Below are 23,249 nucleotides of genomic sequence, written 5' to 3'. Positions count from 1 at the left end.
CACACTAAGTTCTGGCAGAAATAACATATTGTTGTGTTGTGGGTTTGAGTAAAGCGTCAAAGAACACCGGCTCATATAAAGGATGTATGTTTAAGTAAGCTTGAATGCTTAAACAAAGTGAACCCATATTGTGACCATCTAATAACATTTCTACTTTTATCTGTCTCAATCTTGGCTCATGTGCTGCAATTGACTGCTCAATTGACTGGCAAATTTTATCCCGATCTAGGGGATTGGCTGTTGATAGGCCAACGAAGTCGATAATTCCAAACTGCAAGATAGATTTCTTGGCGAGTGGATATTCATCCATATCACGATCAAATTGTGCAATTCGACTATTGAGCAAGTCTTCCAGATCACGAGCGACAGACTCTCGTAATTGCTGAATCGACATTCCTCTTAAATAATCTTCCTGCTCAGGCACCAGACGATCAAACAAAGTTGACCGAAAACCGTAAGGATATAAATGATCTAAATTCATTTTTTAAGAACAATATCTTGGAAAAATAGAGGCTAATAGGCAACTATTAACCTCTACTAGAACATCACGATTTCTATTACGCAGCGTATGACGCTGTGTTGTTAGAAAGTGACCATTTCTTAGTAACAGCACCTTTCGCAGTACCGTTAATGTCTTGTTGGTTATATGTCCACTCAACAGCAGCATATTTCAAACCAAATGTTTCAGTAGGAACGCCTTCCTCATTCACAGTTGGAGTTACACTTGAAACAAGAACGTGTTTCAATTTGATTTGTAAGTACTTGATACGCTTGTCACCATTTGCACGGTAGTAATCGATTTGTACTTCATCAAATGTATAACCAGCTGAACAAGCTTCCCAAAGTTTTGGACTAGTTGCATCCAAATCTTTAACGAAGATCATGTCTGAGTGTTCAACACGTTCAGCAGTATGACCACCAACGCTACTTGAAGTTGCAGATTTTGGTTGACGAATGTTATGAGACCAAGAGTTAACTTCAAGCCAACCTTTGTGTTCAGAATCGCGAGATTCTCCGTCTACCTTATATTTGCCACGAAACTCAACATATATATCTTTCATTTAAAAATTACCTCTATTTTATTTAAAGTTATTATCTAGCTGATCTCATTGTTAATTTGAGGACTGAGGTAGTTCAGTCACGAGTCGTAAAGAAACAGACAACTCATCCAGCTGGAAATGTGGTCTTAAGAAAACCACAGACTTGTAGTGACCCGGTTGAGCCGGATCTTCTACAACTTTTACAGATGCCTCACGAAGCGGATATTGTGCTTTTGCTTCTTGAGATGCACCATCATCTAGCAAGACATATTGAGATAACCATTCATTTAAGAAGGCTTCAACATTGCCTGCAGATGCAAAACTTCCGACTTTGTCACGCATCATTGCTTTTAAGTAATGTGCAATACGTGAAACCGCCATGATGTACTGGATCTGGCTCGAAAGTGCAGAGTTGGCATTGGCCGTGTCGCTGTCATATTTCTTCGGTTTCTGTGTCGATTGCGCACCAAAGAAAGCAGCGTAGTCTGTATTTTTACAGTGAACGAGTGGAATGAAACCAAGATCACTCAGTTCTTTCTCACGACGATCTGTAATTGCAATTTCAGTTGGACATTTAAATACCACTTCGCCATCTGAAGTCTTGAAGGTATGTACTGGCAAGCCTTCAACCAGACCACCACCCTCTACACCACGAATCGCCGCACACCAGCCATGCATATCAAATGCATTGGTTAAACGTGTACCAAAGGCATATGCCGCATTCATCCATAAATAATCATCATGGTTTTCACCAGAGACATCCTCGATGAAGTTGAAACCTTCAGTCGCAGTCCCTTCTTTTGGATGGTATGGCAGACGGCCCAAGACATGTGGCATGGTCAATGCAACGTAACGTGAATCTTCACTGTCACGGAAAGAACGCCATTGAACGTATTCCGCTGTTTCAAAGATTTTTGAAACATCACGTGGACGATCAATATCAGTAAATGATTCAAGACCTAAAATACTTGGGCTTGCAGCTGAAACAAATGGTGCATGTGCCGCAGCAGCAACATGTGAGATTTGTTCCAGTAAATACATATCTGATGGTGTACGATCGAACTCGAAATCACCAATCAGGGCCGCATACGGTGCACCACCGAATGAGCCATATTCTTCTTCATAAATCTTTTTGAACAGTGTGCTTTGATCGAAATCAGTAGCACCCTGAAAGTCTTTTACCAACTCTTTTTTCGTCGTATTTAACATACGAATCTTAATCATTGAGTTAGACGGTGTTTCTTGGCAGAAATAGTAAAGACCACGCCATGTCGATTCAATTTTCTGGAATTGCTCATGGTGCATGATCTCGCTAAGCTGATTCGAAATTAATGCATCAATTTCAGCAATACGCTTATCAATCGATAGCGTCATGTTCTCAGAAACCGTAATGGTTCCCGCCATCACTTCTTTCGCGAGCTCGCCAATCAGACTTTTTGCACGAACATGCTCATCATCATTACGTGCAATACGGCTTTGCTCAACGATTGAGTCAAGTAGATTCGCTGATTCAGCTTCTACATTATTTGCCGCAGCAGCAGCTTGTAAATTACTCATTGTCAGCCTCCGCACTCAATTGACGGATTTGATCAGTATTTTTCAATACTTCATCTAGCAAGTCTTCCAAACGTTCGCTGTTTGAAATCTTGTTGCGCAAATCAGTTAAACGCTCACGCGCAGCAACCAGTTTACGTAATGGATCAACCTGTTGTACAACTTGCTCTGGGCGGAAGTCTTCCATTGAATTAAACGTTAAATCAACAGACATGCGACCACCCTCTTCAGTCAAGGTATTCTCAACTTGAAAAGCTGCGCGTGGTGCCAGTGATTCCATAACTTCATCAATGTTATCGAGGTCGACATTGATAAATTTCTTATCTTTTAATTTGGTTTTCTCTAACTCAGATGCTGCTGAGAAGTCACCCATAACGCCGACAACAAAAGGGAGTTCTTTTGACTCTTTGCCATCACCAACTTCAACATCATATGTCAGCTGAACACGAGGAGGACGTATGCGTTGCAGTTTCTTCTGTACGCTTTCTCTCTTTGCCATAACTTTCTACCCTTGCTTATTATTTCAACGAATCAAAAGGATTCGAACCTGTCTTTTGAACAGTATTTGGTTGTTTAGTAACTGCTGGTGTCGCTGGCGCCTGTCGTTTTGGCGCAGCTGTACGAGTTACATTATTACGTGCTGGTTGGGTTGTAGGTGCTTTTCTGTTTGTTGTACGTCGAGTATTTGTATTCGACGACGTATTTCGAACCTCTTTTTTCAAAGATTCGTCAGTAATTGCTTTACTGGTTGAGGTATCAGGTGCTGGTACCGCCGCACGGATATCATCACTCAACTGTTTTGCAGGTGGGTAAGTCAATTCATTACTTAAGTAACGCATTTCACTTGAGCGCATATGCTGAAGGGCTTCATTGGCAAGCTCAACACTCGCTAGAAAAGCAACATCGGTTAACGCCGCGCCACGTACATTTTGCTCTTGTAATTGTGTTGCCAGTTTCAAGGCATTCATTGGTTGCTTGATTTCATACATGCGCATTGCTGCTTGAGCTAACAGGTCATTGACGCGTGAAGCATTATCTTTATCACAAACTTGTTGATAAATTCCCAATAGCGTTTGATCCGTTTGGTTCGCCACCAACGGATTCTGTTTAATACATTTGCTTTTTAATTTAATTGGTTTCGCCGCCTGCTCTTCAGCATAAACTGAATTGCCGATTAAACCAGTCGCTATACAAAGAATTGATATTACAATACCTTTTTTCAAAATATGCCTCGTCATTATTTAACTTATAATTGAAGAGCTGACAATTATTGTTAAAAAACCCTCTTACTCGTCAATTTTTGTACATTTACATCATTTCCGCGAATTTAACAAAAAAAACACACATAAAGTCAATACCAGTTACGTTTATTAACATTATTAAAGTTTCATGACAGACATTCTTGTAAAAAAAAACTTAAATAGCGTGCATTTTTTGTTTAAAAGTGACATTTTTTGTTGTAGAATAATCTGTATACTCGTGTAGAGTTTAGCTAAGTTTTTGATTTTATTCAAAAAATATTTTTTAAGAGAAAACAACCATATCAAGTTAATACGTACCGAATAGAACTTGGTATTTAAAAATTACTGTGAGTATTAAATGAGTAACTTAAAGGTTTTAATTACAAAACTATCACCTCCTACTCGTACTGCATTAGAAAAGTCAGCAAATTACTGTATTAACCAATTAAATTATGAGATTGAGATTGAACACTTACTGGTTGAGTTATTAAATCAAACTCCTGCCAATGATTTACACATTTTATTAAAAAAAAATAATATCTCTGCTGAAGCCTTAATTAATGATTTAAAAGAAACCATCGGTTCTTTACCAAAAGGCAATACCCGCACCCCTATTTTTGCTAAATCAATTGTAAGATTATTTGAACAGGCATGGTTGTTAGCGTCTGCTGAGCAAACACCCGTGATTCGTAGCAGTCATTTATTGATCGCCCTACTCACTGCGCCAGATTTACAACAGATTGCTTTCCGAGCATCTAGCCTATTTGAGCTTTTCCCAATTGATACCATGAAACATAAGTTTCTGGATATTTGCGGAAAAAGCACGGAACAACCTGCAACCGAACCCTCTGCTGCGTCTGACCTATCGTCAGATGACACTCAAGTCACCACTACAACGACGGTAAAAACGCCTGCGCTGGATCAATATACGATTAACCTGACAGAGAAAGCAAAACAAGGAGGAATTGATCCTGTTATTGGTCGAGAGTTCGAAATTCGTTTAATGCTCGATATCCTGATGCGTCGTCGCCAGAACAACCCGATTCTGACGGGCGAACCTGGTGTAGGTAAAACAGCGGTTGTAGAAGGTCTTGCATTAAAGATTGCACAAGGACTGGTGCCAGAAGCACTTAAAAACGTTCACTTGCATGTTTTAGACATGGGCTTATTACAGGCAGGTGCCAGTGTTAAAGGTGAATTCGAGAATCGTTTGAAACAAGTGATTCAGGAAGTTCAATCTTCAACTCATCCGATTATTCTATTTATTGATGAAGCACATACGCTGATCGGTGCTGGTGGTCAGGCAGGTCAAAATGATGCTGCCAACTTGCTTAAACCAGCTTTGGCGCGTGGTGAACTCAGAACAATTGCTGCAACCACTTGGGCTGAATACAAACAATACTTCGAAAAAGATGCGGCTTTAAGTCGTCGTTTTCAGGTGGTTAAGATTGAAGAACCGACTGAAGAAGTCGCCATTGATATGTTACGTGCCATGATTCCTGTCATGCAGAATCATTTCAATCTGCATATTGAAGATCAGGCGATTATTACGGCCGTTCAAGCGTCGCATCGTTATATCAGTGGTCGCCAGCTTCCAGACAAAGCCGTTAGTGTTCTAGATACTGCGGCCGCTCGTGTTGCCTTGACGCAAAATGCGCAACCTGTCGTTTTAGATCAATTAAAGGCACAACAGCACAACCTGAAATTAGAACAGCAAATTTTGACCAATGAGCATCAGCACTTCCCGATTCATCACGAACGTTTAGAAGATCTCAATCAGCAATTGGCCTCTTTAGATAAAGAAATTAAGGATATTGAGCTTAAGTGGCAGCAAGAACTGGCGTTGGTTAAACAGATTCAGCAGCTCAGCACTCAAGATAATAATGATGAAAATAATGCACAAATTGCAGCATTAAGAGCTGAACTCTCTCAGTTACAAGGTCAGACTCCATTGGTCTTTGAGCGTGTCAATGCACGTATCATCAATGAGATTATTTCAGACTGGACCGGTATTCCAGTTGGCAATATGGTAAATGATGAAATTAAACAGATTCTAACCCTTGAAGATAAGCTAGGCGAGCGTGTCATGGGTCAGGATTATGCATTAAATCAATTGGTAAAAGGCATCAAGACCTCTAAAGCCAAGCTGGAAGATCCAAATAAACCGCAAGGTGTATTCATGTTGATCGGCCCAAGTGGTGTGGGTAAAACTGAAACCGCCCTTGCCTTGGCCAATGAATTATATGGCGGTGAACAGCATCTCATCACCATTAATATGTCTGAATATCAGGAAGCACATACAGTTTCATCATTAAAAGGCGCGCCTCCGGGTTATGTCGGTTATGGTCAAGGCGGTGTTTTAACTGAGGCAGTACGTCGTAACCCTTATAGTGTTGTACTTCTGGATGAAATTGAAAAAGCGCATAGCGACGTTCAGGAACTGTTTTATCAGGTCTTCGACAAAGGGTCTTTAGAAGATGGTGAAGGTCGTGTAATCGATTTTAAAAACACCACTATCATTCTAACCTCGAATACGGGCTCAAGTGCCATCATGCAGGCCTGCTTAAATCAACCTGTAGAAGAATGGCCAAATGCAGATGACTTGGTCGAGCATTTAAAGCCAAGCTTATATAAACAGTTTAAGCCAGCATTTATTGGTCGTATGCGTATTGTGCCTTACTTCCCTTTACATGATGATTTGCTGGTTCGTATCATCAAACACAAGCTTGGGAAAATTGTTGCGCGTATTGAAAAACAATATGCAACTCAGGTTCAATATTCAGAAGATTTAATTGAACTGATTTTAAGTCGCTGTACTGAAGTCGATAGTGGTGCGCGAAATGTGGACAACATTTTAAATTCGACCGTTTTACCAGCGCTGGCAACAGAAATTCTGGTGGCGCTGGCTGATCATAAATTGCCGAAACTGATCAATATTGATACCAAAGATGATGAAATCATCTATCAGCTTGATCCTGTTGTAAAAACCACGAAAAAGCGTACCAGCAAAAAAGCGAAAGCTGAAATTTAAGATTGAGCCAACACTGTGATACATATGGATATTAACCCATTACTGACACCGATTAATGAGCAATCACCTTGTGGTGAAGATTACTCTTTTTCAAATGAGTTCCATGCCATTAAAAAGGCCCGAACTCAAGATGATCTTTTGCTTGATCAAGGCGATTGGGTCACGGAACCGAAACAGGCAGATTGGGATTTTGTTGCAGCAACATCGATTGATTTGCTGCAAACCAAAAGTAAAGATATCCGTATCCTCACTTGGCTTTCTGAAGCCTGGGCAAATCTATATGGCTTTGAAGGTATCGCGAAGAGCCTTGAGCTCAGTCACCGCTTGCTTGAGCAGTATTGGCTGACACTTCACCCAGAAGTAGAAGATGATGATCTGGATCAACGTATTGGGCTGTTACAGGGTTTAATTAACCAGTTACCATTGCTGATTAAAAAAGTTCCTTTGATCAATCACGCACCTTTTTATCATTTACTCGACTATGATAATTTTCTTTACCATGAAAATATCCGTCGTAAACAAAGTGATGATTATGAAAGTGCGAGCAGTACAAGTGAGCTAGAACAGTTTGAGCAAGCTTTACTCAGTACTGATAAAGCTTTCCAGCGCCAAAACTATCAACATTTTACCGAAATTTTTCAACAGTGGTCGACACTGAAAAATGTGCTGGATGGTTTACTTGGCTTAGATTCACCAAGCTTTGCTGCAATTGACTCTAGCCTTGATAATATTCATATTAGTCTTAAGAAAATTTATAAAACAGAACAGTTTGAGCAAGTGACTCAAACCGTGGCGACTGACAGTGAACCCGCTATGACCACGACAACACAAAACGTGACGACTCAACCGACTGCGGTTCAGGCGCAACCAACCTTCCAGCCCCAAGTTCAATCGCATGTTGAAAATCGTGAGCAAGCGATGCGCGTTTTACAGGAAATCGCGACCTATTTCCAAAAGAATGAACCGCATAGCCCTGTGAGCTATATGTTGCAAAAAACCATTAAGTGGAGCCAAATGCCGCTGCATGAATGGTTAACCCAAGTGATTAAAGACGAGCATCCATTACAAATGCTGCAAGATACGCTCGGCGTGCAACCAAAGAATGAATACGAATAATTGTTGGTAAATCGATATGTTTAAAGCAGAGAAAATTCTTTGGGGTGAGGGCCTGTTTTTACGTCCTCAGCATTTCCAGATTCAGGACACGTACCACGAGCAACGCTTGAATCATACGGTTCGGGCGTTAATTCCGCATGCTTATGGCGTACAAAAGCTCAAATTTGATGAAGTACAGCTTTCAACCCATATCTTGGCTTTAGAAGAAGCTGAAATCATCTGGCAAGATGGTGAGATCTATCATGCACCAGCACAAGATCTATTACCAGAACCGCTATTGCTGGATGATTTAAATCTGCAAGGTGAAATGATTGTTTACCTTGCGCTGCCAATTTTACAGGCAAATAAGAAAAATATTGCCGATGAGACACGCTCCCTGTCGAGCCGTTATCACAACTATCTGTCAGAAACACACGACCTGTTTACAGATGCCAGCCCTGCTGAGCTAAGTTTGTTGCGTCGTCGTGCAGAATTTAAATTGCTTGATCCGCATATTCAACCGACACAAAATCTTGATGGCTTCTTGTATTTAGCCGTAGGAAGATTAAAACGCCAAAGTTCAGGTACATTTGAGCTGGATAGCAAATTCATTCCACCAATTTTACATGTGGCTGCGTCAGAGTCTTTAATCAACAACTTAAAACGTACGTTGAATGTGATTAAAGCCAAGATTAAAACCATTCAAAGCAATAACCGTGAAAACGAGCAAAAACTGATTGAGTTCCGTTCAGGAGATATCGTTTCATTCTGGTTAATCAATGCATTGAATACGGCCTATGCGGGATTGAATCATTTACTGCATTATCCGCAAATTCACCCAGAACGTTTATTCTCTGAGTTGTTACGTCTGACTGGTTCTCTGCTGACCTTCTCAACCGCTTATGATGTCGATCATTTACCGCATTATAAGCACCATCAGTTACAGGACAGTTTCCAGCAACTCGATGTCATTCTGAGAGATTTGCTGGATACCATTATTTCGAGCCGCTATTTCAGCATTGCCTTGAAAGAAACACGCCCATCTTACTGGGTCGGCAGCCTTGAGTCTGACAAGATTACCCGTGATACACGTCTTTATATCGCAGTCTCGAGCAGCATGATGCAAACGCATGAACTCATCCAAATTGTGCCGTTACGCTTTAAAGTGGGTAGCACCATTGATGTAGAGCAACGCGTGATTGCGGCATTGCCTGCGGTTCCATTGCATCATTTGATGCAAGTCCCAACAGCAATTCCAGTGCGTTCAGGTGTGAGTTACTTCGAAATTGAACCGCATCACGAACTCTATCAACGTATGCTTGAGTCAGAATCCATCTGTGTCTATGTGCCAGCAGGTTTCCAAGATATTAGTATTGAACTCATTGCTGTAATGAATAGTTAAGAGAATAACAATGACTCAACATCCAGCTGGTATTCCTTCTTTATTTGATGATGGAAAAATTGGTTCAGGCTTACCCAGCTCTGACCAACCACAAAATAAAGCACAAGCAACGAATCTGATTGATCTGTTACATGATGGATTTTATTTAGTTTTCTTGCTGCGTAATCGCTATATCCCCTCAAATCCAAGTGATTTTCGTGAAAAAATTCTGGATTTACTCAACCGTTTTGAGCAACAGGCGAAGCGACTGCAATTTTCAGCAGATGATATTCATGATGCGAAATATGCGTTTTGTGCATTGATTGATGAAACCATTGCAACGCAACAAGATGCTGCCTACTTTAACTTGCAAAATAGCTGGCTCATCAGCCCGTTACAGTTAAGTTTATTTGGCTCTCAGCTTGCCGGTTATCGCTTTTTTGAGATTCTAGAGCAACTGCGTAGTCGCGGCAAAGATCGTCTGGCATCGCTTGAAGTGTTTCATTACTGTTTATTGCTTGGTTTTCAAGGCAAATATCGTCTTGAGTCCGTTGAAAGCCTCAATCATCTGGTTGCACGTGTGGGTGATGAAATTGATTATCTCAAAGGCAAAAAAGCAGCATTCTCTCCGTTCGCCGCGATTCCAGATCAGATCAAACATATTATTCATCATGAATTGCCATTTTTCTGGATCCTGATTTTCTTATTGTTATTCGCAGCGCTGACCTTCGCAGGTTTAAAGTTTATGCTGAACAAACAAAATCATAATGCTTTAACACCCTATCAAAATGTGATTTCAGCGCCAGCAGAAGAAGCACATATTACTATCCATTTGCCTTAGTTGATTGAAGTATGAGTCAGGAAAGAACTACCTCTTTACGCATCTTACAGACAAATAAGAAAAAAACATTATCTCCTGTGATCTATTTACTGATTGGATTTATTTCAGGGATTATTTTGACCACATTATTTTTCTTTATGTTGTCCGCAGGAACAGGATCATCCAGTGAATATGTCGAAACGACTCAGGTTGTAGAAGAAAATACCACGGTACTTCCGGGTGCCAAACAAACGACCCAGACAACAGAAGTGGCGGCTCCTGTTCAATATGAATCGACTGAATCAGAAGAAGACAGTAACTTTACTCAACCAGGTAGTAATGACCTGAATAAGTTCTTCCAGCGTACTCCGCCACCTGCTGCTGCGCCTGCTCAAACGGCACAACATGCATCGCCATTTGCCAATGAACCCAATGCCAAAGCAGCTCAGCCTGTTGCTCCAGCAAAAGCAGCTCATCCAAAAAGCGAAGCTGTGCCAGCAAAAGTGGTAAAACCTGCAGCTCAGCCTGCTAAAGTGGTCGCACCCAAAGAGCCAGAAGCGGAAGCACCTGATGCAACCGTACAGATTAAAGTTACCCAGAAGCCTTTTGCTGTAAATGAACTCAAGTAACACATGATCTGGTTTATTTTTCTCTGCTTTGTCGGGGTTGCAATTGGGCTTACTTTATTGATGTCCTATGAGCTGCGTTACAAATGTACGCAGCTTTTACAATCCTTACTTCCGAGCGGGAAAAAGAAAATCGCCAATGCCATGCAATTTGCAGAGCATATGCATCAGGCAGCATCTCCAGAAAAATTACAATCACATTGGCATTTGCAACAATGGTGGATCCTGATCGCAGGTTTCTTTTTATTTGCCAGTATTCTGATCTTTGCGTTTACGCGCCCTATTAGTTCAACACGGATTGAAGCTGAATACTTAAAAGAAACTGATCCGCAGGTCTATGCCCTACTCAATGGAGAAATGCTCAGTCCTCCACCAGATGTCGATGAAACTCTTATTCAAGATGCGATTGTCGAAGCAACACGCTTAGAAGAGGCGTATCAGGCTCAACATACGACCGATCCAAGCGTTGATGCTTCACAAATTGAAGTGCCGTTGACCCATTCTCATGGCAGTCTGGATTCATCAATGGTGGATCGTAAATGGGATAAAATTAACCCACGTTACAAACAGCGTCTGCTCATGGTCTTTAAAATCATGAAAGAACAGCATGGCTATGAATTGGTACTACTTGAAGGTTATCGTAGTCCAAATCGTCAAAACATGCTGGCGGGCAACCCGAATACCACGCGCGCCAAAGGCTATCAAAGTTATCACCAATTTGGTCTGGCAGCCGATGTCGCCTTTAAACGTAATGGTAAAGTCGTGATTAGTGAACGAGATCCGTGGGCAATGCGGGGTTATGAACTGTATGGCCAAGTCGCCGAATCAGTTGGCTTGACTTGGGGTGGTCGCTGGAAGTCAATTAAAGATTATGGTCATACCGAATATCGTATGCCAGGTTTAAAGAAAACCAAAGAAATGGCGGATCAATTGATTGCTGAAGGTCAATTAACAGCAAAATCAGGTGATTCATAGTTTTTAAAATACATCGACAGATAATATGGATGATTATCTGTCTTTACTGCAAATAAAAGTGACCACAAGCATTTTAATAAAAATGATTTAAAGTATATTTTCCTCGATCACAGGAACAGCAATCATTTTCATTAATTTTATTCTATATTCTTCATATATATAATTCGTTCCGCATACAATCATAAATGCAAAAACAAATGAACCGATCACATCAAAAGGAAAATGTACACCGACATAAATTCTTGACCAGCCTACAATAACGCTCAGTAATAATCCGATACTTCCTATTTTTCTAAATCCTGACAGCAAATAAGAAAAAGCAATCGTGGCAACGGTCAACGTATGCATGCTAGGAAATGATGAAGTTGAACCATGCCCGACCAGCGTATGTCCTAGCCCCATCACAAATGGACGCGGATGATAATAGAATGCATGGATAACGTTGGTAAATAACAATGCGACCAGCACAAAGATTAAAGTTTTAATAAATTGTGTTCTGTATTTTTTATTCTTAAAAAATACAGAAATGATTAAGAATCCTAATAAACCGCCAATTAAATTATGTGAAGCGAATATCGCGATTTCATCCAAAAATGTATTTTGCATCGCAGCGGCATTAACCCACTGAAATATATTAATATTTACATCTTCAATTGACATTGCCAATCGATCCATGATGATTTGATGTCAGCACGATAAAAAAAATAGCTTAAAGAAAAATTAAATTTATCATAAGGATAAAAATAGTTTTTAGCCTGATTTAAGCTATTTTTAATTTTGATGATTTAGTCGTATTTATTCACTAAGAATCTATAGACCCTGATTTATAAAGATTTAAGAACAAACCGCTCCTTCCACTCGAACGGGCACTTTTGAATCTAAAGCAGCAATCGAAACTGCCATTGCATCAATCACGCGCCCAAGTGAAGCACTTGCACTGCTCACAATCGTTGGAATCTGGTTATTATTGGCGCTGACAGGCTGAGTGAATGTCATCCGACAAGCCAACTGCTGATTCTGGGTAGAATCTTGATTGATGGTGATACTCGGATCATTACGTTTAATGATCCATGCCACAGAAACTTCAACATTCTTATGATTCGCAGAAGTGGTATTCACAATATCAAAATGGGAAAAGTCCGTCGCAACCCGATAAGACACTTTTCCGCCGATCATCCCACTGTTATAGCGATCGACGGCACCAAGCTTTTGTTGCAAGCCAGCAGATAAATTATCTCTTAACTCTGCCCCTAAGGTTGAAGTCCAGCGTTCATTATCCAGAATGTTTGATCGGCCATTGATTTCCTGTATCACCAGAGGCGCGCGATTGATTCTATCCGGTAAGCCTACAGGCAATACCTCGATCACCTTCACTTTAGAACTCGGCAAAGGCGTGACTTTATTCGCCAAAGTATAATAATTCGGTGTAGGCGAACTGGAACATGCGGCAATTAATAAAGTCGTCGCACAAACTCCAGCACAACGTATCGCGTCCTGAGCAGTAAATGCTTTTTTCAATGTTGTAATGATCATTTATTGGTCTCTGCTTTTTTCCCGCGAATCAACGATTCAGGATGTTGTTCAATATAATCTGCCATCAATTGTAATGATGCCGCTGCCCGAGTCATTTGCTGTAATGCTTTACGCACGTCCTGCTGCATTGGCGCGTCACTAGATAAAATCGATTCACTCGATTGCATGGTTTTACGGACATCATTCAGAGTCGCTTGTAAACCAGGTGCCACTTTGCCATCTAACTGTTTCACCAATTTGTCGGTTGATTCAATGGTGGTATTCATATTATTCAAGGTCTTACGAACATCTTGACCAATCTCTTCAAGCGGGAACTTACTTACCTTATCCGCAATCTGTGACACTTGCGCCTGTAATCCACTTAGTTCAGTGGCTGTGGTTGGCACTTCAGCCCGCCCATCTGGACGCATTTTTAAAGCAGCAGGTTTGGCTTTAGGAAATTTATCAAATGCAATGTAGTTCTGCCCTGTTAACAGATTGCCTGTGCGCATTTGAGCACGCCATCCTTTTGCAATGAAGTTTCTAAAGATTTCACCATCTGGATCAAGTTCTTTGCCATGTGCTAAACGAGATGGATAAATCACAGCATCGACGCGCATCCGTAACTGGGTATAATTCTGGTCAAACTCCACGTTGATGGCTTTAACATTTCCAATTTCAATGCCCATAAAGTCAATTGGTGCACCTGCCGTCAGACCACGTAAAGAATGATCAAAATACATAATAATCGGGCGAGGTTTACCATCAGGCTCTTTCATGGCCTCTTTTCGAGAATCCGACAAAGTAAAATAACTGTGGTTAGGTGCAATGCCTGCCGACGAATTTTCTGGATAGCCAAATGCAATCCCACCCGCAACAATACTGGCAAGTGATTGGGTATCCAGATTAAATCCTGAAGCATTCAAGGTCACATCCACCCCGCTAGCCTGCCAGAAGCGTGCATCTGTGGTCACGAACTTATCATAAGGCGATTGAATAAATGTTTGGAGCTCGACACTTTTGCCATCATTTGCCAGTTTATACGCCGTGATTTGTCCAACATTAATTCTGCGGTAGTAAATAGGCACCCCAATATCCAGCGAACCTAAATCCTGTGCCTTTAAGAAAAACACTTTACCCGGTATATCAGAGGAAACAACAGGTGGAACCTCAAGTCCAACAAAGTCTTCCTGCTTTTCTTCTGCCTTGCCCCCATCCACTTCGATATAAGCGCCCGATAATAAAGTATCAATTCCGGAAATCCCGCCTGTACCGATACGAGGTCGCACTACCCAGAAGCGTGAATCTTTGGCTGCAAAATTACTGGCATCTTTGCGCAACTCAATTTTGGCAATGATATGAGAACGATCATCAGACAAATCAATCTGGCGAACCAGACCAATATCCACCTGTTTATAGCGAACCGTGGTTTTCCCTGCAACTAAGCCTTCAGCGGTACGAAAAGACACCTCAATGGTTGGGCCCGTATCCAGCACTGCTTTTGCAGCAAGTGAAAGTGCGATTAACAAGGCAATAAAAGGAACCAGCCAAATCAGCGCAGGTCTCCAGCGCCCTTTCTTTTTTTCGGGTTCCGCGAAAACCGTATCCTGCTGAGTTAACTCGGTCAGGTTCTCTTCAGAATCTTGGCTATTGTGTGTATTTTCTGACATAGTGATCGTTCTTTTATGGGTCAAAAACAGGGTTTTACAGTTTTAACTTTTCAGTTGATGAATCGTGGTTGTTTTTAAATGTTCAGCGTGTGGATCATGCACTGAATTCGCCTTGAAATAATTATCCCAAATAATCCGTGGATCAAAACTCATGGAAGCAAACATGGTTAAGACCACTACAGCGCCAAAAGCTACAGCGCCCGGTCCAGCCAGAATTGTGGCAAGCGACTGGATCTGAATCAATGCAGTCAATAATGCCACCACGAAGACATCAATCATTGACCAGCGTCCAATAAACTCAACAATCCGATACAGCAAGGCACAATGTTCAGGTGAAAAATGCAATTTTGAAGAAGACTGCATGGAGACGGCAACGAGTAAAAATACCAGAATCAGTAATTTTAAAATCGGGATAAAGATACTGGCCATAAAAATGACCACAGACACCAGATAATCCCCATTTTGCCAGAAATAAATAACTCCACTAATAATCGTATCTTGCTGACGTCCCAATAATGAATCTGTAACCGTCATCGGTAATACATTGGCTGGAATATATAAAATAGCAGCCGCAACCACTAAAGCGAAGGTACGATTTAAACTTTGAGGTTTACGTACATGCAAACCGCTCTTACATCTGGAACATTGCAGATGCTCTTCTTCCGCATTTTTATGCGTGACAGCATTGAGTAATCCGCAACAATGACACTGGATCAAGCCGACATCTTTTGCCCTGAGATAGTTTTTAACCTTTAAATCAGCGGCAGGAAGATGAGGCGCTATTATTCCGATTTCGTCTTCTTTGTTGTTATTCATCCAAGACTCCGATCAACTTCATCCCAGAGATCCTTGATCTTTACCGAAGCAATATAGACCAACAGTACACTTAATAAAGTAAATGCCCAGAGCGCCACACCCGGAATCACAGTCACCATCCCGACCAGTTTGACCAAAGTAACCAATACCCCGATGAGAAAGACTTCAACCATGCCCCAAGTACGGAATAAAAACAGCATTCGGAGCGCTGGGGTTAAATATTTTGGTCGACGCTCAAATAGACTGATACAGGACAGCACATAACTGAGTAATAACAACTCAACTAAAGGCACAATAAATGTCGTAATCAGGATCAATACTCCGACCAGTGCCCGATCAATATGAAACATCGTCCATGCAGCACCAATCAAAGTGGTTTGTGAGGTATTTCCTTGGAGTTCAACAATCACAATTGGAAAACTATTGGCAATCACAAACACAATTAATGCAGTGATGACTAAAGCAAGCAAGGACGAAAAGGAATGACCACGACGATACAATTCTGCACCGCAACAGGTACAGTAAGCCCGTTCACCCGATACAAGCTCTACCCTACGGTAAATCGCATCACATTCTTCACAACCTGCCAGTTCAGTGAGTTTGACTTGCTGACCGATTGCTAAGGGCTGATTATTTTTATTCGCCATAAAGCCCTGCCCATTACATAGATTCTTTCATATTTAAAAATGACTTATCCCAGTTATACCTTTTATTTTTGCATTCACAATCACAGGCTATCATTCTTACACAATATGTAAACACATCGAGGGTTAAATTGTTGATTGAATAAAAGCAGCTTATCGAAGTGTTACTGATAATATCTGTTAAAAAGTTATCCCACAAAAAAGGCGAATAGGCTACAGAAAATATCTGTAACCTATTCGCCGATTATATGATTTTTATATGAAATTTATGACTTAATTTACTTTGTCTTTATAGAAAATATTGTAGCTCGCATAACAGGCAATAATGAACAAGATACAGCAGACAAAACCGACCTGCATTGAAGGATCCGTCACCATACTGATACAGGTAATCACACAGAATAAGCCACCTAAAATTGGGGTTAACGGGAATAACGGCGCAGCAAATTTAAGATCTTTGACTGTTTTACCTGATTTGATCCATTGTCTGCGGAAGTTAAATTGGCAAACACAAATCGAAATCCACACCACCACCATAGTAAAGGCAGCAACCCCCAGTAAGTTCTTAAAAATCGTTTCAGGAGCAAAATGTTCTGACAATAAACCCGGAATTGCACCAAACATGGTGACAATAATGGCAATAATTGGTGTACCTGAACGAGTCAGTTTTGAAAATACTTTAGGTAACTGGTTCTTGGCAGACAATGACCACATCATGCGTGAAGCGGCAAATAAACCTGAGTTTGCAGCAGATAAAAGCGCAGTAATGATCACAAAGCGAATAATGTCTTCTGCGTATGGAATGCCAATATAGTTAAATACCGTAACGAATGGGCTATTGCTGACACTGTTGGCATTTAAACCTGCCATTTCATAAGGCAGTAAAGCACAAATCACCACAATGGTACCGACAAAGAAAATCAACAAGCGCCAGATGGCCGCATTGATGGCTTTGGGTACGGTTTTAGCAGGCTCTTCTGCCTCACCAGCCGCAACACCAATCAATTCTGTCCCAGAGAATGCAAAGTTTACAATCAACATGGTCGCGAAAATCGGGAAAATACCATTTGGGAACCAGCCATGTTCTGTCAATTTACTAAACAATGGTGCTGACTCATGCCCATGATAGGAAATCAGGCCAAAAATGGCGGCTAAACCCAATCCAATAAAACAGATAATGGTCAAGACCTTGACCAAAGACAACCAGAATTCAGACTCAGCAAAGAGCCGCGTAGAACTGACATTCAGGGTAAAAACCAGCCCTGCAAATAATAATGTCCACGTCCACATAGAAATAGAAGGAAACCATTCCTGCATCAATAAAGCGGCAGCGGTAAATTCGGTGCCTAGCGTTGCCGTCCATGTGAGCCAGTACAGCCATGTGATCATATAACCCGTACCTGGGCCAATATAAGTTCTGGCATATTCACCAAAAGAACCCGACACTGGCATTTGTACTGCAAGTTCACCCAAACACAGCATCACCATGTAAGCAATCACGCCACCCAGCAGGTAAGAGAAAATCGCACCAACTGGACCAGCCTGAGAAATGACATCCCCCGAGCCCAAAAACAGCCCTGTTCCAATTGCACCACCCAATGAAATCATCACCAGATGACGCTTGGTCATGGCACGTTTCAATGGTTTACCCACTTCAATCTCTGCGCTTGAAGTACCCGATAAACTGGCGACATCCTGTTGTGGTACATATTGTCCACTCAGGGCTTGGCCTGATGGAAATGTCTTTTCGTTATTGTTACTCATACACGGTCACTCCAACTGTATTCTTATGACAACCTGTCCTTGCTTTTGATTCATAAAAACGGATATCTAGATGATATTCCTTGACGCGTTTTGTTTTATTGAACATCCATATTCAAACTCCATGTATTTCTATTCCATAACGACATCTCGCCGCTTCATTGGCGATGTCTTATTTCATTTCTTTTAATATCAATCCAGCTCGAAGCCCTATTTTTACATTGGGATTCGGGAATAAAATCCAGACTTGCTGATCATGCGCGACATAATTTCCTGCTTGCTGCGTCGCAATTTCCTCGCCTTGCTCAAAGGTAGAAAAATTAGGTGCATCGGCGCTCAGATTCAGTTGAAAGTCATCACTTTGCTTTAAAATAGAATCCACTACTTTAAATTGGCGAATGTCAGATTTCTGTCTGCGAGGTAAAGCCTGATCTGAAAGTACGGCACGCAACATCTGGTCAGTACTGGCGAACTCGGCCAAATCATTTTCACCAAAAGGTTTGGCCTTGCCTAATTCCAGCGTACTACTCGCTGCCTGAAAACATTCAGTGGTGAAATGGGTAAAGGTTTTTCCAGCCGCATTGTGATAAACCAAAGCATCCAGATTGGCAGCATTTAAACTTTGGATCAGGAAATCATCATAAGGTCGTGTCTGATACGGAAATAAGGCAAAGACAGGCAATAGCGAAGTACGAATGGCAGTATGTAAATCATAGTGATAACGTTGCGCATCAACATGATCTTGTTCAAAGAAATCTGTAACCACCTGCTCTAATTGTGCAGCACGTCCGGTTTCCTGATCCTGAGTTAAATTCTGATAAGCACCGCAGAACATGCGATTCATATCATTTTCAAGATAACGAACTCCCTGTCGGATCGCAGCGGGATTTCCCAATACGAAAAGCACACGAACTGCTAAACCTAGCTGTCCAGCAAACAAATCCTGAATGAGATGGGCCAACAATTCGATGGGCGCAGTTTCATTGCCATGAATACCCGCAGAAAGCACAATGGTTTTTCTATAAGCCGTTTTTGGCGTACATTGCAATAGCCCTTCACCTAGCCATTGCCATGTAAATCCAGTTGTTTCACCTTGCATTTGCTCAGGTGTCTGTTGCGCCAAAGTCAATGCGAGTAGATCAACCATGTACTTTCATCCTTAAAAGCCGTTATTGAATGTTTATCTCTGGAAGTGATAAACCGAACCTAAGCCCAAAATTTTCGTGAGTTCATCCAGTGCGGTACGACTCTCGATCAATAAGTTTGGATCGGCCAAATCGTCCTGCGTTAATTCATCACGATAATGCTGATCCACCCACTGATTTAAGGTTTTGAACAATGCATCATTCATAAACAGGTTTTGATTGACCGCAGCCAGTTCAGCTTCATTCACCGCCACACGTAAACGTAAACATGCAGGGCCACCGCCATTACGCATACTTTCACGCAAATCAAATACCTTGATGTCATCAATTGGCGTGCCCATTTGAATCATGTCACTCAAATAGTCCCACACCGCTTTGTTCTGACGTGATTCTTCTGGTACCACAATGCTCATGCCCCCATCCGCACGGGTCAGAATCTGGCTATTGAACAAATAAGTCGATACCGCATCATCCACGCTGACACGACTTTCAGGCACTTCAATCGATACAAACTCTTGCCCGATCCCTGCCATTTTTTGACGGATTTCCTGCAATGCATCGGCCTGATTTAAAAAAGCCTGTTGATGATGGAACAAGACCTGTTGATTACTCACGGCGATAACATCGTTATGGAATACACCCTGATCAATCACATCTGGATTTTGCTGAATAAATACCGTACGTTTCGCATCTAGACGATGTAAACGCGCAATCGCTTCACTCGCTTCACGAGTTTGACGTGCAGGAAATTTCTGCGGCGCAACGGTTCCACCAAGCTGTTGCTGACCATAAACAAAGACCTGTACACCAGCCTGATCATAAGCACCACCGAGTCGGTTATGATTGGCTGCACCTTCATCACCAAACAGTGCCGCTTCAGGCAATGCTTCATGGTGCGCGAAATATACATCATTCTTGAACATGGCTTGAAGGATACGTGTGGTCGTATGATGTTCAATTGATCGATGAAACTTATTATTCAGGTTTGCTGCAGTAAAATGCATGCGACCGTCCGCACTATCCGCAGATGGCGACACCGTACACGAGTTTGCAGTCCACATAGATGATGCTGAACTGAGCGATGACAATAATGCGGGTGCAGTACGCATGGCTTGGGTAATGACATCAATATCACTACCCGTAAAACCCAAACGACGCAACGTTGGCACATGCGGACGTTCTTGTGGCGCAAAGACACCTTGTTTGAGTCCCAAATCCGCAAGGGCTTTCATTTTCTTCAAGCCTTGCTTTGCAGCTAATTTAGGATTTGACGCATTATTACGATTTTTGGTCGATGCGACATTACCATACGATAAGCCTGCATAATGATGGGTCGGCCCCACTAAACCATCAAAATTAATTTCATAACCTGACATTTTTTTCTCCCTGTGTCCCTATACGAGCCGACTTACAGCACAATGCCCGGTGATAATTTTGAAGGTAAAGTAACGCTGTCACTTTCCAGTGACGCCATTGGCCATGCGCTATAGTCTGCTGCATAGAATGCGCTGGCACGGTGATTACCTGATGCTCCAACACCACCAAATGGTGCCGCACTTGATGCACCTGTTAATGGTTTATTCCAGTTCACAATGCCTGCACGCGCTTCAATCAATACACGATCAAATAAATTACGGTCAGGAGACACCAGACCCACCGCCAAACCAAAGCGGGTGTTGTTGGCAATGTTTAAGGCTTCATCGAAGCTGTTATAGCGATAAATCGTGGTCAATGGGCCAAAGTATTCATCATCAGGGATATCGGCCACTTCAGTGACATCTAAAATACCCGCCGTAAGCAATGAACTGTCTGCTTGTGGACGTGTCATTTCCAACAATGGTTTTGCACCTAGAGCAATGAGCTTGCTTTGTGCTGCCAACATCTGTTCCGCGGCATGTGCAGAGATGACACCACCCATAAACGGTTGCGGTTCAGCATTCCAGCTTCCTACGACTAAGTTCTTCGCGACTTCAACAAAACGTTGAATGAAAGCATCACCATTGGCACCGTGTTTAACAATAATACGGCGTGCACAGGTACAACGTTGTCCCGCAGAAACAAAAGCAGACTGGATAGCTAAATTCACCACTGCATCAATATCGGTTGCTTCATCAATGATCAGGGCATTATTGCCGCCCATTTCCAAGGCGAGGATTTTTTCAGGTGCACCTGCCATTTGTTTATGCAAGTGATAACCCGTATTGGCACTGCCCGTGAACAGCAAACCGTCAATTTGTTCAGCCGCAGCGAGTGCTTCACCTGTGCTGCGTCCACCTTGTACGATATTCAGCACACCCTTTGGTAGACCCGCCTGTTGCCATAATTTTGCAGTTTCTTCCGCTGTCCAAGGGGTAAGTTCACTTGGCTTAAATACCACGGTATTGCCTGCAATCAGGGCAGGAACAATATGACCATTCGGTAAATGACCAGGGAAGTTATAGGGGCCAAATACAGCCAGAACGCCATGTGGACGATGACGTAACGAAGCCACGCCATCTGGCATTTCAGTTTCGCTAAACCCTGTACGTTGATGATAAGCACGAATTGAAATTGCCACTTTACCAATCATCGACTGTACTTCGGTTAAAGTTTCCCAAAGCGGTTTACTGGTTTCCTGACTAATCACTTCAGCCAATTGGGTTTTATTTTGTTCCAATAAACCCGCAAAGCGCTCAATAATTGCGATACGTTCTTCTAGTGCTAAGCGTGCCCATGCTGGAAATGCCTGACGCGCTGCATAGCATGCCTGTTCGACATCGGCTTGGCTTGCTTCATGCCCTGCCCAAATTTGTGCATTGCTCACTGGATTTGATTTAGCGAATGCAGTCCCTTGTCCTTGAATCCAAGCACCATCAATTAATAATGCACCTTGTGACATTAGTTCTTCTCCATTTTTTCTAATGCTAAAACCCGTACTTCATCGTGTTCAGCAATATTCAGTGCCTGTGCTTGTGCTGCTGTTAAATGTAAAGTCTCGCTTTCATCGACTTTGTTATTGATCAGCAACACGGCGTAATCTTTATATTGGTCATTGGCAACCAAAAAATGCGTCTCGGTACTTTCAACCTGCTCAGTAAGTTTGACTTTGAGCAAACGGCTCTCCGTCACCGCCCGTAATTCGGCAGTATTGGCTTCCAGTGTTGGTCCCGCATCAAAAATATCGACATGACCCTGATATTTAAGACCTTCAGACATCAACACTTTTGCCGCTGGCAGCGTATGTGGATGCACTTCTGCAATCACTTCACGCGCCTCGGAAGACAGCAAGTCAACATACACAGGAAATCTTGGCATCAACTCTGCGATAAAAGCTTTTTGCCCGACACCACTGAGATAATCCGCTGCGGCAAAATCCATATTGAAAAATAGATAACCGAGTGAATCCCAAAAGGGTGACCGTCCATTCTGGTCGGAAAAACCACGCATTTCTGCAATCAATCGTTCTTCAAAAAAAGAACGGAAGGCAGCAATAAACAGAAAACGGACTTTGGATAAAAATTTGCCGTTCTGGTTTTTGCGATATTCAGGATCTAGGAATAAGGTGCAGAGTTCGCTACAACCGGTATGATCATTACTTAAAAACAAAGTGTCTAAAGTCTTATACACATTTAAGGCTTTAGAGGCGTGCACCTGTTTTGCCACCCGAAAGTTGTAGAACGGTTCATTCAGCCCAACTGCAACTTCAATTGCACTCACACCCACAATTTTGTGCGTGCTGGTGTCTTCCAGTACAAACAGATAACTTGCCTCACACTTTTCGGTTAGCCCCGCTAAAGTGCGTGTGGTGCGTGTAATACGTTCAGCCAGAATGTCTCTATTTTGTGGTAAGGAAGTCAGGCCAATGCCAGACTCCCCCGCTCGTTGCGCTAAACGATAAATATCATCTAAGTCCCGATGCGCTGCATGTCTAACAATCATCATGGTTAGATGCTCACAGC

General features: G+C 42.1%; 21 protein-coding genes. 6 read left to right on the top strand and 15 right to left on the bottom strand.

The genetic code is table 11. The features are described 5' to 3' along the window. Positions 1 to 4: 4 nt before the first annotated feature. The 5 genes from tssE to EC846_RS09710 form a co-directional block, all read right to left on the bottom strand. A complete protein-coding gene (gene tssE / locus EC846_RS09730) occupies positions 5 to 481 on the bottom strand; it encodes a type VI secretion system baseplate subunit TssE (protein ID WP_004771197.1) in 477 nt (158 codons plus the stop codon). A 76-nt stretch (positions 482 to 557) separates the two neighbouring features. Next, entirely contained in the window at positions 558 to 1,061 is a 504-nt protein-coding gene (locus EC846_RS09725; protein ID WP_004654761.1) for an Hcp family type VI secretion system effector, read from the bottom strand. A gap of 51 nt (positions 1,062 to 1,112) precedes the next feature. Beyond that, a complete protein-coding gene (tssC, locus tag EC846_RS09720; protein WP_005256620.1) occupies positions 1,113 to 2,597 on the bottom strand; it encodes a type VI secretion system contractile sheath large subunit in 1,485 nt (494 codons plus the stop codon). Next, positions 2,590 to 3,093, bottom strand: coding sequence for a type VI secretion system contractile sheath small subunit (tssB, locus tag EC846_RS09715; protein WP_004771195.1), 504 nt, complete (start codon positions 3,091 to 3,093; stop codon positions 2,590 to 2,592). Before tssB ends, tssC begins: the two co-directional genes overlap by 8 nt. Positions 3,094 to 3,112: 19 nt before the next feature. Then, the gene (locus EC846_RS09710) at positions 3,113 to 3,817 is read right to left on the bottom strand and encodes a hypothetical protein (protein WP_004771194.1); all 705 of its coding nucleotides are present in this window, start codon (positions 3,815 to 3,817) and stop codon (positions 3,113 to 3,115) included. Positions 3,818 to 4,193: 376 nt separating this feature from the next. On the opposite strand from EC846_RS09710, the gene tssH reads away from it, so the two are divergent. Genes tssH through EC846_RS09680 form a run of 6 tightly spaced genes read left to right on the top strand, consistent with a single transcriptional unit; the run spans position 4,194 to position 11,763 of the window. After that, complete coding sequence (gene tssH / locus EC846_RS09705; protein ID WP_123775045.1) at positions 4,194 to 6,866, top strand: type VI secretion system ATPase TssH; 2,673 nt, start codon at positions 4,194 to 4,196, stop codon at positions 6,864 to 6,866. Positions 6,867 to 6,890: 24 nt separating this feature from the next. Next, complete coding sequence (gene tssA, locus EC846_RS09700) at positions 6,891 to 7,982, top strand: type VI secretion system protein TssA (protein WP_005256608.1); 1,092 nt, start codon at positions 6,891 to 6,893, stop codon at positions 7,980 to 7,982. A 16-nt stretch (positions 7,983 to 7,998) separates the two neighbouring features. Then, positions 7,999 to 9,363: a type VI secretion system baseplate subunit TssK gene (gene tssK / locus EC846_RS09695; protein ID WP_005229252.1), complete on the top strand. Its 1,365-nt coding sequence runs from the start codon at positions 7,999 to 8,001 to the stop codon at positions 9,361 to 9,363. Between the two features lie 10 nt (positions 9,364 to 9,373). After that, positions 9,374 to 10,183 (top strand): type IVB secretion system protein IcmH/DotU, encoded by an 810-nt coding sequence (gene icmH / locus EC846_RS09690; RefSeq protein WP_004771190.1) that lies wholly within the window; start codon positions 9,374 to 9,376, stop codon positions 10,181 to 10,183. An 11-nt stretch (positions 10,184 to 10,194) separates the two neighbouring features. Then, positions 10,195 to 10,791 carry a hypothetical protein gene (locus tag EC846_RS09685; RefSeq protein ID WP_123775044.1) on the top strand — a complete coding sequence of 199 codons (597 nt, stop codon included), beginning with the start codon at positions 10,195 to 10,197 and terminating at the stop codon, positions 10,789 to 10,791. Positions 10,792 to 10,794: 3 nt separating this feature from the next. Beyond that, positions 10,795 to 11,763, top strand: coding sequence for a M15 family metallopeptidase (locus tag EC846_RS09680; RefSeq protein WP_004771187.1), 969 nt, complete (start codon positions 10,795 to 10,797; stop codon positions 11,761 to 11,763). An 87-nt stretch (positions 11,764 to 11,850) separates the two neighbouring features. On the opposite strand, the gene EC846_RS09675 is transcribed toward EC846_RS09680, so the two are convergent. From EC846_RS09675 to astA, 10 genes are all read right to left on the bottom strand, one after another. Next, complete coding sequence (locus EC846_RS09675; protein WP_123775043.1) at positions 11,851 to 12,423, bottom strand: undecaprenyl-diphosphatase; 573 nt, start codon at positions 12,421 to 12,423, stop codon at positions 11,851 to 11,853. Positions 12,424 to 12,597: 174 nt separating this feature from the next. Continuing rightward, entirely contained in the window at positions 12,598 to 13,296 is a 699-nt protein-coding gene (locus tag EC846_RS09670) for a PqiC family protein (protein ID WP_123775042.1), read from the bottom strand. Beyond that, positions 13,293 to 14,945, bottom strand: a complete 1,653-nt coding sequence (locus EC846_RS09665; RefSeq protein ID WP_005256594.1) for an intermembrane transport protein PqiB — start codon at positions 14,943 to 14,945, stop codon at positions 13,293 to 13,295. Before EC846_RS09665 ends, EC846_RS09670 begins: the two co-directional genes overlap by 4 nt. Positions 14,946 to 14,987: 42 nt before the next feature. Beyond that, positions 14,988 to 15,761, bottom strand: a complete 774-nt coding sequence (locus EC846_RS09660) for a paraquat-inducible protein A (protein WP_123775041.1) — start codon at positions 15,759 to 15,761, stop codon at positions 14,988 to 14,990. Further along, complete coding sequence (locus tag EC846_RS09655; RefSeq protein WP_123775040.1) at positions 15,758 to 16,408, bottom strand: paraquat-inducible protein A; 651 nt, start codon at positions 16,406 to 16,408, stop codon at positions 15,758 to 15,760. The genes EC846_RS09660 and EC846_RS09655 overlap by 4 nt, the downstream gene beginning before the upstream one ends. A gap of 270 nt (positions 16,409 to 16,678) precedes the next feature. Then, positions 16,679 to 18,169 (bottom strand): amino acid permease, encoded by a 1,491-nt coding sequence (locus EC846_RS09650; protein ID WP_123775039.1) that lies wholly within the window; start codon positions 18,167 to 18,169, stop codon positions 16,679 to 16,681. A gap of 169 nt (positions 18,170 to 18,338) precedes the next feature. Next, positions 18,339 to 19,313: a succinylglutamate desuccinylase gene (gene astE / locus EC846_RS09645; protein ID WP_123775038.1), complete on the bottom strand. Its 975-nt coding sequence runs from the start codon at positions 19,311 to 19,313 to the stop codon at positions 18,339 to 18,341. Between the two features lie 33 nt (positions 19,314 to 19,346). Then, positions 19,347 to 20,687 (bottom strand): N-succinylarginine dihydrolase, encoded by a 1,341-nt coding sequence (gene astB, locus EC846_RS09640; protein ID WP_123775037.1) that lies wholly within the window; start codon positions 20,685 to 20,687, stop codon positions 19,347 to 19,349. A 32-nt stretch (positions 20,688 to 20,719) separates the two neighbouring features. Beyond that, positions 20,720 to 22,189 (bottom strand): succinylglutamate-semialdehyde dehydrogenase, encoded by a 1,470-nt coding sequence (gene astD, locus EC846_RS09635; RefSeq protein ID WP_123775036.1) that lies wholly within the window; start codon positions 22,187 to 22,189, stop codon positions 20,720 to 20,722. Next, entirely contained in the window at positions 22,189 to 23,232 is a 1,044-nt protein-coding gene (astA, locus tag EC846_RS09630) for an arginine N-succinyltransferase (protein WP_123775035.1), read from the bottom strand. Before astA ends, astD begins: the two co-directional genes overlap by 1 nt. Between the last annotated feature and the right edge of the window lie 17 nt (positions 23,233 to 23,249).

Origin of the sequence: Acinetobacter sp. BIGb0102, assembly GCF_003815055.1 — a bacterium.
GTDB lineage: Bacteria > Pseudomonadota > Gammaproteobacteria > Pseudomonadales > Moraxellaceae > Acinetobacter > Acinetobacter vivianii.
This window is presented reverse-complemented; position numbering and strand designations above follow the sequence as displayed.